The organism is Desulfacinum infernum DSM 9756, from assembly GCF_900129305.1.
Classification (GTDB): domain Bacteria; phylum Desulfobacterota; class Syntrophobacteria; order Syntrophobacterales; family DSM-9756; genus Desulfacinum; species Desulfacinum infernum.
Genome location: NZ_FQVB01000015.1, coordinates 26,896 through 42,262, shown reverse-complemented (window position 1 = coordinate 42,262; position 15,367 = coordinate 26,896). Strand labels below are relative to the sequence as shown.

The 15,367-nt window shown below is 61.5% G+C and carries 12 protein-coding genes; 2 read left to right on the top strand and 10 right to left on the bottom strand.

All coding sequences use genetic code 11. The features are described from left to right. Positions 1-8 precede the first annotated feature (8 nt). The 9 genes from qrcC to BUB04_RS08665 all read right to left on the bottom strand — a co-directional run bounded on the left by qrcC (position 9) and on the right by BUB04_RS08665 (position 12,736). Positions 9-773: a menaquinone reductase iron-sulfur cluster-binding subunit QrcC gene (gene qrcC, locus BUB04_RS08705; protein WP_073038615.1), complete on the bottom strand. Its 765-nt coding sequence runs from the start codon at positions 771-773 to the stop codon at positions 9-11. A gap of 15 nt (positions 774-788) precedes the next feature. Next, positions 789-3,158 (bottom strand): molybdopterin-containing oxidoreductase family protein, encoded by a 2,370-nt coding sequence (locus BUB04_RS08700; RefSeq protein ID WP_073038614.1) that lies wholly within the window; start codon positions 3,156-3,158, stop codon positions 789-791. Between the two features lie 108 nt (positions 3,159-3,266). Then, the gene (gene qrcA, locus BUB04_RS08695) at positions 3,267-3,824 is read right to left on the bottom strand and encodes a menaquinone reductase multiheme cytochrome c subunit QrcA (protein WP_073038613.1); all 558 of its coding nucleotides are present in this window, start codon (positions 3,822-3,824) and stop codon (positions 3,267-3,269) included. A gap of 593 nt (positions 3,825-4,417) precedes the next feature. Continuing rightward, entirely contained in the window at positions 4,418-5,458 is a 1,041-nt protein-coding gene (cydB, locus tag BUB04_RS08690) for a cytochrome d ubiquinol oxidase subunit II (protein WP_073038612.1), read from the bottom strand. Positions 5,459-5,603: 145 nt separating this feature from the next. Further along, complete coding sequence (locus tag BUB04_RS08685; protein ID WP_073038611.1) at positions 5,604-6,920, bottom strand: cytochrome ubiquinol oxidase subunit I; 1,317 nt, start codon at positions 6,918-6,920, stop codon at positions 5,604-5,606. Between the two features lie 360 nt (positions 6,921-7,280). Further along, positions 7,281-8,474, bottom strand: coding sequence for an FprA family A-type flavoprotein (locus tag BUB04_RS08680; protein WP_073038610.1), 1,194 nt, complete (start codon positions 8,472-8,474; stop codon positions 7,281-7,283). A gap of 134 nt (positions 8,475-8,608) precedes the next feature. Beyond that, positions 8,609-9,184 carry a rubrerythrin gene (rbr, locus tag BUB04_RS08675; protein ID WP_073038609.1) on the bottom strand — a complete coding sequence of 192 codons (576 nt, stop codon included), beginning with the start codon at positions 9,182-9,184 and terminating at the stop codon, positions 8,609-8,611. Positions 9,185-9,291: 107 nt separating this feature from the next. Next, positions 9,292-9,702, bottom strand: a complete 411-nt coding sequence (locus BUB04_RS08670) for a Fur family transcriptional regulator (protein WP_073038608.1) — start codon at positions 9,700-9,702, stop codon at positions 9,292-9,294. A 382-nt stretch (positions 9,703-10,084) separates the two neighbouring features. Beyond that, positions 10,085-12,736 carry a DUF3458 domain-containing protein gene (locus BUB04_RS08665; RefSeq protein WP_218588404.1) on the bottom strand — a complete coding sequence of 884 codons (2,652 nt, stop codon included), beginning with the start codon at positions 12,734-12,736 and terminating at the stop codon, positions 10,085-10,087. Positions 12,737-12,885: 149 nt separating this feature from the next. Here BUB04_RS08665 and BUB04_RS08660 point away from each other — a divergent pair, with 149 nt between their 5' ends. Continuing rightward, entirely contained in the window at positions 12,886-13,401 is a 516-nt protein-coding gene (locus tag BUB04_RS08660) for a MarR family winged helix-turn-helix transcriptional regulator (protein WP_084076322.1), read from the top strand. A gap of 32 nt (positions 13,402-13,433) precedes the next feature. Next, a complete protein-coding gene (locus BUB04_RS08655) occupies positions 13,434-14,234 on the top strand; it encodes an HAD-IIB family hydrolase (RefSeq protein ID WP_073038666.1) in 801 nt (266 codons plus the stop codon). Between the two features lies 1 nt (position 14,235). On the opposite strand, the gene BUB04_RS08650 is transcribed toward BUB04_RS08655, so the two are convergent. Then, the gene (locus tag BUB04_RS08650; RefSeq protein WP_073038605.1) at positions 14,236-15,342 is read right to left on the bottom strand and encodes an ABC transporter ATP-binding protein; all 1,107 of its coding nucleotides are present in this window, start codon (positions 15,340-15,342) and stop codon (positions 14,236-14,238) included. Positions 15,343-15,367: the final 25 nt, after the last annotated feature.

Genomic DNA, 15,367 nt, shown 5'->3' with positions numbered 1-15,367 from the left:
CGCCCTTCTTAAGACAGATCGTTGTCCGACTGCTTATGGATCCATTGGTCGGAACTGAGGTAGTAGACCTTGGGTTCCGTGTGGAGCTTTTCCAGAATCCGGAAGGCCCGCGGATCCTTGGCAAGCCTGGCCACGTCGCTGTGGGGGTCCCTGAGGTTCCCGAAGGTGATGGCGCCGGTGGGGCAGGCTTCCGCGCAGGCCGGCGTGTAAACGACCCCGTCGGGGTCCTCTCCGTTGATACGCGCCCGGTCCCGGGCCCGGTTGAGCCGGTGGTGGCAGAAGGTGCACTTTTCCACCACACCGCGCATGCGCGGACTCACCTCGGGAGAAAGCATGGCCTCCATGGTCTTGGGCCACTTGGGATCCCACCAGTTGAAACTCCGGGCATGGTAGGGGCAGGCCACCATGCAGTAGCGGCAGCCGATGCAGCGCACGGCGATGTGATCCACGATCCCGGTGTGCTCGTCCCGCACCGTGGCGTTGACCGGGCAGACGAAGGTGCACGGCGAATGGTGCGGGGAGTCGCACTGCATGCAGGGGCGCGGCAACATGGCCTCCCGGTGCTCCGGGTAATCCTTGCCGTTGTCGAGACGGTACAAGGTCATCCAGGCGATGGTGCGCAGCTTGTCGCTCTCATCCGGTCGGAAGGAGACGTTGTTCTCCTGCTGACAAGCCACGGCGCACGCTCCGCACCCCGTGCACTTGTCTAGGTCGATAACCATGCCGTAGCGGACCTTGCTTTCCGCATGTCCAGAATGTGCATTTCCACTCATCGGTGTTATCCCCTGTTAGGCTAAGCGCAACTGGGCTCTGGTGGCCCAAACGGTTCCCAGTCCCGTCACCGGATCCAGATGTACCTCAACCAGGCTGTTGGCGTTGACGCCCTTGCCCTGGACGTACTCGTCGTAGGCGGTATGTCCCAGCCCTTCCGGCAGGGCCACCACATCCGCCGGGACGGTGGGAGCCACCCGAACGCGAACCGGGGCCTCTCCCAGCGGGGTCTTGAGGACGGCTTTGGCCTTGTGCCGCAGGCCGAGCTTCCGTGCGGTTTCTGGATGAACCTCCACGAAGACGTCTTGCTTCAAAAGGAGGTCGTCGGGGAGGAGCTTGTTCATGAACGGCGCATTGGGAACGTAGCCCGGCGCCAGACTGAGGGACCGGTACGTGGTGAGGAGGAGAGGCAGCTCGCCGGCATTGCCCGACGGCGGCAAGGGCTTGTAGTGGGCCATGAAGAGCTCGTCGCCCGCGTTGGTGGACACGCTGGCGAGAAGGCCCTGGCACGCCAGCTCGAAGCGGCCCGACGGGGTGGTGCAGGCATCCAAGGCCTGAGGCGCCTCGACCCAACAGCTCCCGGCGGTGAGCTTCTTCCACACGTCGGCGGCTTTCTTGAAGTTGGCCCTCAGGGAAACGCCGGGCTCTACGGATGCCGGATCGAAAGTCGCATCCACGAGCAGCCCGGTGGCCCCCTCGGCGATTTTGGCCGCCCGGAGTTTCAGCACTTCCTCGTAATTCTTCCAGGGAAGGCTTTGGGCCACGGTGCCGCCCAGCGTCTTGGCGAGCCCCAGCACCACGTCCCCGGTGGACTTGGTGTCGTAGTGGGGCTTCAGGATGGGGGTGGCCACCGCGTAGAAGGCGAAGGGAGCCCCGGGAAGCCCGATCACGTCGTCCAGCCGCTCAAAGGCGTTGTGGTTGGGAAGGATAAGGTCGGCGTACGCGGCCGTTTCGTCCAGATAACTGGCGAAGGAGACGACCATGCCCGCCTTCTGGAGGGCCTGCACGGCCAAGGTGTTTTCCGACAGCCCATAGGCGGGGTTGGCTTCGTGCACAAACAGGAGCTCGATGGGATACTCTTCCCCGTTGGCCAGCGCGTTGAGGAAGGCGTGCAGGGTGTTGGGACGCACCTTGGTTTTGGGGACCGACGTGGGCTGTCCCAGCGGCTTCTGGCCCAGTCCCTTGAAGGCCTCCAGGTCCATGGCGGGTTCCGGCAGCGCCTGCCACGGCTGCGAGGGAACCAGGGAGACCATGGCCTTGTCGGACAGGGCTCCGATCAGAGCATTGAGAGCCAGGAAGGCCAGGTCGTGGTACAGGTTGTTGGGCGTGTCCGAGGACTGTCCCCAGAGAACCACGGCGTTCTTCTGCCGGGCCAGCTCGCGGGCCAGCTCCTGGATGACCTGGGCGTCCACCCCCGTGACGGCCGCCACGTCCTTGGGGGAGTACTTGGCCAGGACCAGGGCTTTGAAGCCCTTTCGCAGGGCTCCCGCGGCATCGGTCCAGTCTTCGAACCCGAAGACCTTCTCGGAGACGAAGGCGGCATCGTAAAGCTTTTCCCGGATGAGCACGTGGGCGATTCCCAGGGCCAGAGCGGCCTCGGTGCCGGGTTTGCAAGCGATCCAGCGATCGGCCTTGGAGGCGGTGAGAGAGCAGCGGGATTCCACATGGACCAGTTCCGTCTTGGGTAGCCCGGGCTGCTCCGTCTGCCAGCGGGAGAAAATCTGCTGGATCCGCACCGGGGCGGCCCAGCCTTCCAGCAGGGGCGCCCCGAAGTTGAGCACGTAGGTGGCCTTTTCCAGGTGGAAGCCCAAGTCGGCGTCATACCCGGTGGCAAGGGCCACGGCGAGGCGCGTGCTGTCGCTGTGCCGGGGCATGGTGTAGAGGTTGGGCGAGCCGTAGGCGGCGAAGAACTGCTTCCACAGGTCCGTCACACTGGAGCGGTCCTGGCCGGTGATGCAGGCCACTGTGTGGGGTAGGCCCTTTTTGCGGACGGCCGCGAGCTTGTCGGCGACGATCTTCAGAGCCTCGTTCCAGGCGATGGGCTGGAACCCTTGGGGATCGCCCCGTTTTCCCGTCTGCTTCAGGGGCTGGGTGATTCGGTAGGGGGCATAAAGGTACTGCAAGCCGGCCGCTCCCACGGGGCAGAGACCGCCGCGGCTCACCGCATGATCCGGGTTGCCTTTGACATAGATGGCCCGGTGGCCGTTGACCAATCGAGCCTGGATGCCGCAGCCCCCGGGGCACAGGAGGCAGGTGCCGGTGGTCTCCGTGATCTCCCCGCGTTCCGGAGAGGGGCGCCAGGACCAGTTCTGGGTCCAAATGGCGGAGTCGTCTGCCAGCTTCCAGGGGATGGGGGTCAGCAGGGTTCCGCCTATGGCACCACCCACAAACTGTAGAAAAGCTCTTCGCCCTAGACTCATTCCAAATCCCTCGCGTTCGGTCGGTTCAGACCTGTGGCCTCGATATGAAATCCGTCAAAATTCCGGGTTTGCCCACTACTTGTGGCAGATGTGGCACGAGTTGCTGGCGCCCTTTTCGGCATGGCACTTTTCGCATTCCACCATCTTCATGGTGTTCTTGCTGTAGCCGGTGATGCGGTTCTCCTTGTAGACGGGCATCTTCTCTTCGGCGCTCACGTCCCGGTGGCAGCGGACACATTCGATGCCCTGCTCTTCCGTGTGGGCCGCGTGGGAAAAATAGACGTTATCGGGCTGCCAGGCGTAGACGAGCCAGGGGATTTCGCGTTCCTGCTGGATGTACTCTTCCACCAGGATCCGCTCGTCCTCCGATTCGGTCATGGGCTCCTCGTGGCATTCGGCGCATTTCGCCACACCGGGGACACCGGAATAAGAGCCGTCGTCACGGAAGTAGTGGCAGTCTTCGCAGCTGCTGTCCTCGTGGGAGGAATGGAGGAAGGTGACCGGCTGGGTCTTGCTGGAATAGAGGAGGTTCGGGAAGACCACCCATCCCAGGATGAGGGCTCCAACGAATCCAGCCAGAAAGAAGACGATGCCGAGGCCTTTTTTTGACGTGCTATTTTTCACTTCGCCCATGAGTCAGCCCCACAAAGACTTAAGGTTAACGGGTTCGAAAAAACTGAACAACCACGCTAAACGGCCAGGATTTTCTTGGTGTGAGGGGCGCGGGATCCACCCCCGAAAAAGCAAAATTTCACAAACGCTTCCCTTTTACCCGCAGTTCCGAACCTTTGTCAAGAGAAGACAAGATCCGTGATCCGTAAGCCGGAGTCCGGGATCCGTGCTGCACCATATCCGTCTTTCACTGGCATTCACCGACCGATCCCGGTGCGGCTTTCGCCGCTCCCACATATTCCGTTCCTTGTTTCACTCTGCCCCTGGCGTTTTACTGAGAATGGGCATTGGACCAGTATTCGGGCATCCTCCTGGTGGCGTGGCGGCATGGAGGGCGGGGTGAAGAGGTTGTGGAGCGAAGCCCTGGAACCAGGGGCGGATACCTTCCCGATGACCGTGTCGTCCGGGTTGTCGAATGGTGCGGGCAGCTACCTGATGATAGCGGGCCGATTCGGACGTCGGCAGTGAGCAATGGGGGGAATAGGTTGCAGGGGCGGTTCGCGAACCGCCCCTACTACACGTTGATGGCACGAATCTATCTCGCAGGATGCCGATCAGTAGGCTTCCTCGTAGGCCAGATCCTCCTGGGTCACCTTGGGGTGGAAAAGCCGGTAGGTCCACGCCTGGTAGGCGATCACGATGGGAACGAAGATCAGCGCCACCGTGAGCATGATCTTGAGAGTCAGGGGGCTGGACGAGGAATTGTAGATGGTCAGGCTGTAGGTGGGGTTGATGCTGGACGGCAGCAGGTTGGGATAGAGCCCCGCCACACCGAAGAAGGTGGCCCCCACGATGGTCACCGCCGAACTCACCCACGCCTTGCCCCAGTTCGCTTTGCCGGCGAAGTAGCGGGTGGCGAAAAGGGCCCCCACCGTCACCACGGGAATGAGCACGATGGGGATGGAAAAGAGCAGGGGGTTTTTGATGTAGTTCATGTAGAGGCGGGTGGCGTACCAGGTGGCCACCAGAAAGGCCACGGCCACGCCCGCCAGAATCCACCACAAGGCCTTGGCGGCGGCACCGGCGCGCTCCTGGAGCTCCCCTTCCGTCTTGAGGGCCAGCCAGAGGGCGCCGTGAACCAGGAAGAGCATGAGAAAGAGGAGTCCACCCAGCAGGCCGTAGGGATTGAGAAGAGTGAAGAGTGTTCCCTGGTAAACCCCATTTTCGTCGATGGGGATGCCCGCAAAGATGTTGGCGAAGGCCACGCCCAGCAGAAAGGCGGGCAGGAAGCTCCCCACAAAGAGGGCCGCATCCCAGAGTTTTCTCCAGCCGGGGCTGTCCACCTTCCCTCGGAATTCAAAGGCCACGCCGCGGAAAATCAGCCCGAAAAGGACCAGCATGAGCGCGGAATAGAGGCTGCTGAACATGACGGCATAGGTCGTGGGAAAGGCGGCGAAGGTGACTCCGCCCGCGGCGATGAGCCACACCTCGTTGCCGTCCCAAAACGGCCCGGCCACGTTGTAGATGATCCGTTTGTCGGTTTCCGACTTGGCCAGAAAGGGGCTGAGGACGCCCAGCCCCAGATCGAAGCCGTCCAGCATGAAATAGACGGCCCACAACAGACCCCACAAAAGGAACCAAATGGAAGGAAGCATCGCATTACCTCCTCTGAAAACGATTGATTTGCGCCGTTCAGCGGCCCTTCGTCATCCCCGCGGAAGCGGGGATCCGGAATGTCCAGTAGGTTATGGACTCCCGCTTGCGCGGGAGTGACGCTTTGCGGAGTTCTCGAACAGGCTCCTAGGCCTCAGCTTCTTTTGCCTCGGGGCCGCGCCGGGCGTGCTGGATCATGAGGTAAAATGCCGCCAGACCGAGAAGCGAATAAACGATAATGAAAGCCGCCAGGGAAACGCCCACCTGGGAGGCGGCAATGGGAGAGACCGCATCCGAGGTTTTCATCACCCCGTAAACGACCCAGGGCTGCCTGCCCACCTCGGCCAGGGTCCACCCGGCTTCCAGGGCGATGTAGGGAAGCGGGATGGCCAGCAGAAGGGCTTTCAAGAGCAACGGGCTGTCGCCAGGGTTCTTGCGCTTCCAGAAGGCCCAGAAGGCCAAGGCCAGGAAGAGGAATCCCAATCCCACCATGATGCGGAAGGCTAGAAAGGTGATGGTCACCGGCGGGCGTTCCTCCTTCGGAAAGTCCTTGAGGCCCTTCACGGTGGCGTTCATGTCGTGGTAGGCCAAAAGGCTCAGCACCCCGGGAAGCTCACCCAGTTCCACGAGGTTGGTTTCTTCCTTCTCGTTGGGGATGAGAAAGAGATATTGGGGCGCACGCTGTTTGGTTTCCCAGAGCGATTCCATGGCGGCCAGCTTCGCCGGCTGCACCTTGGCCACTTCCGCACCGTGGGCGTGGCCCTGGACCACGGAGCCAACGGCGAAGACGAAGGTGAAGACCGCGGCCATGCGGAAAGATCGATTGAAGAAGGAAACATGCTGTTTTCGCAGCAGATGGTAGGCGCTCACGCCCATCACCACCATCCCGGACAGAATGTAGGCGCCGGCCAGGGTATGGAAGATGGTGTGCCACGCGAAGGGCTGGGTGACCACGGCCAGGAAATCGGTGAGTTCCGCCCGGCCGTTCCGGATGGTGTAGCCCACGGGGTGCTGCATCCAGGAATTGGCGATGAGGATCCAGACGGCGCTGAGATTGGACGCGAACGCCACCAGCCAGATGGTGACGGCGTGGGCCTTGGCGGAAAGGCGGTTCCAGCCCAGGGCCCACACGGCGATGAACGTGGATTCCAGAAAGAAGGCGGCGGTGGCTTCGATGGCCAGAAGGGACCCGAAGATGTCGCCCACGTAGTGGGAGTAGCGGGACCAGTTGGTGCCGAACTGGAATTCCAGTGTGATGCCGGTCACCACGCCTATGGCGAAGTTGATGAGAAAGATCTTGCCCCAGAACTTGGCCATCCGCTTGTATTCCTCGTCGCCGGTGCGCACGTACTTGGTTTCCATGACGGCGATGAGGATGGACAGGCCGAGCGTCAAAGGCACGAAAAGGAAGTGGAAAAAGGTGGCTGCAGCAAACTGCAGGCGGGAAAGAAGCAGGGTATCCATAAGGAAGACTCCTTTGTGCGGCTTGCCTGGTTTGCATGGGCCGCGCCGCTTGGAGAGCGGCGGCGGCACCGGAAATTGCGAGAGGGTTCTGATCGCCGGGTGGAACGCTTCCTTATTCACGTCTATTCGCGTTCATTCGCGGTTCGCTATCACGTCAACCCCCGTCACGGGCGGCCCGTGACAGCGAAGGATCAAACGCACGGTTGGGAAGCAAGCCCCTGTAGGGGCGAAGGATTATTCGCCCCTACGGTCCGCACGAACAGAACGAGGTCGCTTTTCATATAAGCGCGAGGTTTTGATGGTCCAGCGGAACGTTCCTTGAAAAAACGGGAACCTGCAGGGGCGAACGGCCGCTCGCCCCTACGTGGTTTCCTTGACGGCCCGGCCCACCTTGCGGCCCAGCTCCACACATTGGGCCAGGGCATCGTGGTCCGGAACATACTGGACGCGCACGCCGGGCTCCAGAAGGTCCATCTTCATCTCTTCCAGCTGCTGCGTGATGAGCTTCACCGCCTCCCCGCTCCAGCCGTAGGATCCGAACGCGGCAGCGATCTTGTTGGCCGGCTTGAGGCCCTTGAGGTAGCAGAGCATGTCGGCCATGGTGGGGAGCATGCCGTTGTTCAGGGTGGGGGAGCCGAAGATGAGCGCGCGGCTGTCCAGGACCTCCGTCATCACGTCGCTTCGGTGGTTGTGCTTGAGACTCATCATCTTGAACGACACTCCTTCCTCGGCGAGGCCGGAGGCCACGGCATGGGCCATCTTTTCCGTGCTCTGCCACATGGTGTCGTAGATGATGAGAGCCTTGCGTCGGGCTTCCTGCCGACTCCAGATGTCGTAGGCCTCCAGGATGGCCTGCGGCCGGCTGCGCCAGATGATCCCGTGGTCCGGGGCGATCGTGTCGATCTCAAGGCCCAGCTCCGACACGGTGCCCAGAAGCTTTTGAATGAGCGGGGAATAGGGGAGCAGGATGTTGGCGTAGTACTTGGCCGCGTGCCGCAGGAGCTCGGGAAGGGCCACCTCGTCGTCGAAGGTCTCGCTGGTGGCCCAGTGTTGGCCGAAGGCGTCGCTGGAGATGAGAAGCTTCTCTTCCGGGATGTAGCTGAACATGCTGTCGGGCCAATGGAGCATCCTCGTCTCCAGGAAAGTGACGGTCCGGGAGCCGAGAGAGATCTGCTGGCCCGACTTGACCACTTCCAGAGGCCAGCGGTCCGACCCGAAATGGGCGTCAAGAGCCTTCTTGCCCATGGCGGAACAGAAGATCTTTTCCGGCTGAATCGCCTCGATCACCTCGGGAATCGACCCGGAATGGTCCATCTCCACGTGGTTGACGATGAGGTAATCGATGGAGCGCGGGTCCACGAGCTTTCGAATGTTGTGAAGTAGCTGACTCCAGAAGGGTTTCTTGACGGTGTCGAAAAGGGCTTTCTTTTCGTCCAGAGCCAGATAGGCGTTGTAGGTGGTTCCCTTGTAAGTGGAATACCCGTGGAAGTCCCGGATGTTCCAGTCCACCACGCCCACATTGTAGATGCCTTTTTTGATCTCAACCGGATGCATGAATCTTCGGGCCTCCTTCAGCGCTAAGGACCTATGACCTATAACGGAGCGATTTCTTTGTTGGGTTTCTGGGCCTCTGCGTACCTGAAGGGCGGGGATAAACCCCGCCCCTACGTGAAAAGACAATTCGTCAACTACCAATTCTCGCCCAGCAGCTCGAAGTAAGCCTGCGGATGGGCACAGGCCGGGCACTGGGCGGGAGCTTCCGCGCCTTCGTAGATGAACCCGCAGTTGATGCACCGCCACTTCACCGGAGCTTCGCGCTTGAAGACCCGGCCCTGTTCGATATTGGCCGCCAGATCCCGATAGCGCTTCTCATGCTGCTTTTCGGCAACGGAGACGTTCATGAAGACGGCCGCAATGTCGTCGAACCCTTCTTCCTTGGCGATCTTGGCGAACTCCGGATACATCTCCGTGTGTTCATAATGTTCACCTTCTGCCGCCGCCTTCAGGTTCTCCAGGGTGGATCCGATCATGCCCGCAGGAAAAGCGGCACTCACTTCCACTTCCCCCCCTTCCAGGAACTTGAAGAAACGCTTGGCGTGTTCCTTTTCCTGGTTTGCCGTCTCCTCGAAGATCTGGGCGATCTGCACGTAGCCTTCCTTTTTGGCCTGGGAGGCGAAGTAGGTGTAGCGGTTTCTCGCCTGGGATTCTCCGGCGAAAGCGGTGAGCAGATTCTTTTCCGTGCGGGTGCCTTTCAGTCGACTCATTTCTTCTCTCCTCCTTGTGGTTGAATCAGGCGTTGACCAGATTCCATGGTTTTGCCTGCAAAGGGTCCTCCAAGCCGCCGGACGGGGGGCTCGGAGGACCGGCTCTCTCATGACGGAGCAGGGCTCCGATTATCCCGGGCGTGCGCATCGGCCTCACGGCATGATGCGCACAGGCCCAGGTATTCCAACACGTAGCCTTCCACCACGTATCCCGCAGGGTCGGCCAGGAAGGCGAGGGGGTCGAACCCTTCCTGAACGGGAGCGTCTTCCAGTTTGCCGCAGCGGCGGCACCGGAGGTGAAAGTGGCGGACGGGATTTCCGTCGTAGCGCTTTTGGGGACCGGCTGTTGCTAATTTTTGAATTAAACCGGTGTTGGCCAGGATTTCAAGGTTTCGGTAGACTGTGCCCAGGCTGATGCGCGGAAGATCGCGACGCACCTCCGCATAGACTTCATCCGCCGTGGGGTGCCAGTGGCGGCTTCGCAGGGCGCGGAGGATGTGGCGCCTTTGGGGTGTCATTTTAAGTGCTTCTTTCCGGGGCACGGTTCCTCCTTTTCAAATAGTAACGATTACTATTTAGGGTGGCCGGGCCACTTTGTCAACGGGCAAAGGAAAAACTTTTGCATCAACTGGACGATTCCTTCCAATCCCAAAGGTCCGGCGGGCAGGCCTAAAACCAACCCCTACGAGGCTGCCCGACAACGCCGCGGATGATCTTTTTTCTCGTAGCGCAGCCCTTCAGGGCTGCGGAGGAATCCCCGGTTGTCGGATAGGCCATCGCATACGGCCTGCGACTTCCAGGGGTTCCGATGGCCCCTTCCGCGGGGCTGAAGCCCCGCGGCCACGATGAGAGAGGGGAATCCCGGCCTTCCAAGCCGGAAAAACATTGTCGGACCGGCTCCTAGACCCCCTCCAAATAGGCCGCGACCTGGCCCGCCACCGTGGGGCAGACCTCCTCGGAAACCTGCACCCGTATCTCCCGCAAGGCCTCCGCCACGGGCCGCTTCAGCTCCTCCTTCAGGGAGCCCACGTGCTGGAACGTGTTCAAGAGCCGGGACGCCACGGTGGCATTGACCGGCGCCAGCTCGATCACCCGGTCCCGGACCCATCGGATGCCCTCTGCGCTCCACACCATCTTGGTGTTCAAGGCCATGGTCACGAAAAGCGCCCGGCTCTGGGTGGGATGGGTGATGTCGAAGGTGGGGCGGGTCTTTTCCTCGGCGATTTCCTGGAAAACATTCGGATGGGTCCCCGAGGCCACCACCTTGAGGTAGTTGGCGTATCCGCTCACGTCGGAATGCCAGGCCCGGTAGGCCTCTTCCAGGAGCCGCCGGCGCTCCGGCCATGAGCTGCGGTTGAGGGCCATGAGGGCCGAGACGCGATCGGTGGCGGTGGTGGCTCGTCGGAAGTGTTCGTGGAGGAGACCGTGGACTTCGGACGTGTCCGCCACGGCGATGAGTTCCGTGAGCGTTGCCTTGAGGAGACGCTCTTCCAGACCGTCCCTCGGATGTTCGGGAGGCCGATAGGTGTCGATTTGGCGGAAGAGCCGGACCAGATCGTCCTGGTATCTGGAGTTGACGGCGCGCATGAGGCGATCTCGGGCCTCCGCCAGTTCAGGAAACCACGTGGCGAATCTTCGGTCCAGCGGTTGCTCGTCGATCCGAAGGAAGTAGGATTTGAGCGCTGCAGGAAGGGAGTCGTCCCGAAGGAAAGATCCGTAGAGGTCGAGCCATGCCGGATCGACTTCCGCTTCGGGGTCGTGGAGGAGGCGGAGGCGCTGGCGATCCGTCAACTGCCGGAAGGCCTCCACCCGGTTGAAGGCGTTGGGATCCAAGGTGGCCTGAAGGGCGAGCGTTTCGGCCGAAACCTCCGGTATCTGAAAGGTACCGTAAAAGGACATGTCCCGGTTGATGGAGGCGAAGGCGGGGGCTTCGTCCAGGCCCTCCAGCTCCAATCGGGCTTCCGGGGCTTCCAGCAGGAAGGTGCGGCGGGTGCCCGGGATGTCTCGCCCCCGGCGGTCCACCAGGGCCAGCTCGATGGGAACCGGAAACGGGTCGGCGCCATCGCCGTTCTCCTGCCGAAAGAGAACGGTGAAGACGCCGGTCGTGTCGTCATAGGAACACCGGGCCGTCACCTTGGGATAGCCGATGGTGTGGAGCCACTTCTTTTTGAAGGTTTCCAGAGATCGCCCGGACGTCTCTTCAAAGCACCGGAAGAATTGGTCCGTGTTGGCGTTTGCGTTCCGGTAGCGGCTGAAGTAGAGGTTCTTTCCCTCCTCGAAGGCGTCTTCGCCCAGCAGGAGGCGAAGCATCCGGATCACCTCGGCGGCTTTCACGTAGGTGACCCCGTCCACCAGTTCGTCCGGATCGTTGAAGCCTTCGCGGACGATTCGCCCGGCGTGACCTCCGTCCTCAATGGCCAGCGGCCCCAAAAGGGGGTTTCGGATGCTGTCCACCTGCTGCAGGCGCATGAAGGTGGGATCGAAGACGGAGGCCATATAGCGGCGTTCCACGTCCACCGTGTAGGCTTCATTGAGCCACATGTCGAAGGGGGTTTCCATGGTGGTTTCGCTGCCGCATTGATTGTGTTCGAATTCGTGGACGATCACGGCATGGGCGTAGAGTAGATGGCTGTCCAGGCTGTGTTCCGTCACCAGGGCGGCGTCGGTGACGATGGTGGTGTTGCCCACGTTTTCCATGCCGCCGAAGTTGGATTTGGTCATGCAGATGGTTCGGTAGGTTTCTCCTGGGTATTCGTAGCCCTGGGTTTCGTGGATCCACAGGATGGAGTGCTTGAGGATTTCCATGGGAATCCGCGCCTGGTCGACCTTGCCCGGCGGAACCAGGTATTCCAGGCGCACCGTTCGGCCCGAGGGATACGTGACGGAATCGCTCAGTTCATCCCAGGTGCCGGCGCAGGCAATGAACAGATAGGGCGCCATGGGGATGGGGTTGTGGTAGGTGATCCGTTTGCGGCCGGGGTCGTCTTCCAGAGGCACGGGGACGCCGTCGGGGTTGTGAGTGCGGCTGATGTTGCCGTTGCTGATGAGGTGGGTGTAGCGGGCGTCCCCTTCCAGGGTGGTGGTCATGGTGCACTTGGCCCGGCAGTCGTCCACCACGGGCATGATCCGTTGGAAGCCCCATTGCTGACACTGGGACATGTACTGCTGGGGGGCTCCCGGCGGGGTCACGTCCCGGTAGATCCCTTCCAGAAGGTGATCGGAAGGGTGGCAGAGGGTGTGGGTTTCCACCACGAAACGATCCCCGGGCTCAAGGGGGCGGGGCGGGGTGATGAAGAGCTTGTGGTTCCGGGAGTCGATCCGGTAGGGAACCGGGGCCGCACTGCCCGAATCCCAGGCGAACCGGACGGAACGGACCTCCAGGTTGTTGGCGTCCAAAGCGATGGAGTCCCGGGCCATGGCGGCTTCCAGGTGAAGGCGGTTTTCCGCTTCCACCCGGTCTTCGAAAAAGCGAAGGATGATGTCCATGTGGTGAAGCTTCAGGGGAAGTTCTCCGAAGTCGGACCGCATGTACTTGAACCGTCGGGTGTTCACCGTTCGACCTCCGTTTCGATCCTGGGGGACCTTCATTCCACGACGACGATGGGGAAAAAATATGCTATAGGACCCGTGCGCGTTGCATTCCTTTTAACCCAAGGAAGCCCTGAGGGCTTCAGAATTTTTGTTTGTAGTTCGGAGGAACAATGATGGTTGATCCCACGGTGGTGCACATTACCAAGAGGTTGCGCCAAATCGCCCGCGAGCTGGATATCCATTCCAAGCACATCCAGGAAACCTACAAGATCACGGTGCCCCAGCTCATCTGCCTGCGGGAGATCTACGAACACGGCCCCATTTCGCTGGGAGCGCTCACCAAGATCGTCTTTTTGAACAGCAGCACGGTGACGGGCATCGTGGATCGTCTGGAGAAAAGAAGCCTGGTTCGACGCACCCGGGTGAGCAAGGACCGAAGAAAGATTCACGTGGAGATCACCGATGAGGGCGTGGAATTCATCAAGAACGCGCCCACTCCGCTGCAGGATACGTTCGTGGAGCGGCTGCAACAGCTGGGCGAAGAGGAGGTGCAGTCGATCCTGTGGGCCATCGAGCGGTTGGTGCAGCTTTTGACGTCCGACAGCGAGGGAGTGCCGGACCAGCTGGACGTTGCCGGATTGCCCGGACCGGTCGGGGTATCCAAGACGGAAGAGGAAAGGTCGTGACGGCCGTGGGTTCCCGTCGATCCTCAACTGTTATGCGGCCCCTGGAATCCCTCGCAAGGCAGGATGTGCAGAACCTGTGGGGGGTTCTTTTCGATATCGACGACACCTTCACCACCCGGGGACGCATTCCCGCCTGCGCCTATTCGGCCCTGTGGTCGCTCAAGGAATCGGGCCTGAAGCTCGTTCCCATCACGGGCAGGCCGGCGGGCTGGTGCGATCATATCGCGCGCATGTGGCCCGTGGACGCCGTGGTGGGGGAAAACGGCGCTTTCTACTTCTTCTACGACGCCGAGGCCGGAAAGCTGCGAAAGCGCTACCTGGCGGACGAGGCGGAGCGACGGGAAAACCGGCGGAGGCTCCAGGCGGTGTGGGAGGAGATTCGCGCGCGGGTTCCCGGGGTGGCCCTGGCCTCGGACCAGCACTACCGGGAGGCGGATCTGGCGGTGGATTACTGCGAGGACGTGTCGCACGCGGGCTGGGAGGCGGTGGAGGAGATCGTTCGGATCTTCGAGACCCACGGAGCGCATTGCAAGGTGTCGTCCATCCACGTGAACGGCTGGTTCGGCGATTACGACAAGCGGGGGACCACGCAGCTTCTTGCCCGGGAACTCTTTGGAATTCCGGAGGAGACCATCCGGCGCCGGGCCGTCTTCTGCGGCGATTCGCCCAACGACGAACCCATGTTCGCCGCCTTTGACCTTTCCGTGGGGGTGGCCAACATCACCCGGTTCGCCTCCCGCATGGAGCACCTACCCGCCTATGTCACGCCCAGCACCGGAGGCGAGGGCTTCGCGGAGCTGGCCCGAAAGATCCTCTCGCTTCTGTCTTGCTGATCTACAGGCCGTTCAGGGCCTGTTCGGATTCCGGGTCAAAAAGGTGCATCTTGTTCATGTTGACGGCCAGATCGATGGGATCGTGAACGCGCACCGCCACATTGGGGCTGATCCGCGCGGTGAAGGCGTGGGATCCCACGGTGGCCGTAATGATGACCTCCGATCCGATGGGCTCGCGCACGTCCACTTCCGCCCGCAAGGGCTCGACCCCTTCCGGCAGAGCATCACCCGGGCGCTCCTTGACGTCTTCAGGGCGAATGCCGAAGATCACCGGGCGATTCACGTGGCCCCTGAAGGCGGGAGCGCGATGTCGGGGGACCTTGAGTCGAAAGCTCTCTCCGTCCACCCACAAATCTCCGGCCTCTTCCACGAGCCGCACGTCCAGGAAGTTCATGGACGGGCTGCCGATGAATCCTGCCACGAAGCGATTGGCGGGCCGTTCGTAAACCTCCAGGGGCGGGCCCACCTGCATGATCTTGCCGTCCTTCATCACCACGATCCGGTCGGCCAGGGTCATGGCTTCGATCTGGTCGTGGGTCACATAGACGATGGTGGACTGCAGGCGTTCGTGGAGCTTGGCCAGCTCGGCCCGCATTTGCACCCGGAGCTTGGCGTCCAGGTTGCTCAGAGGCTCATCGAAGAGAAAGGCTTGGGGATCGCGGACAATGGCGCGGCCCATGGCCACGCGCTGGCGCTGGCCGCCGGAAAGCTGGGCCGGGCGGCGTTGGAGCAGATCCGAGATGCCGAGGATCTCCGCCGCCTGTTTCACCCGCCGGTCGATTTCGTCTCTTGGGACGCCCCGGTTCATGAGCCCGAAGGCCATGTTCTTGTAGACGTTCATGTGGGGGTAGAGGGCGTAGCTCTGGAAGACCATGGCGATGTCCCGGTCTTTGGGCGGCACATGGTTCACCACCCGCCCTCCGATGGAGATCTCGCCACTGGTCACCTCTTCGAGTCCTGCGATCATGCGCAGTGTGGTGGATTTGCCGCATCCCGACGGGCCCACCAGCACCACGAACTCCTTGTCGGCCACGGTCAGGGTGAAGTCCCGCACCACCCAATTCTTCTTGAATCGTTTGTTGACCTGATCCAGTTTGATTTCTGCCATGGTTGCCTGCCGGTCTCCTTGGAAA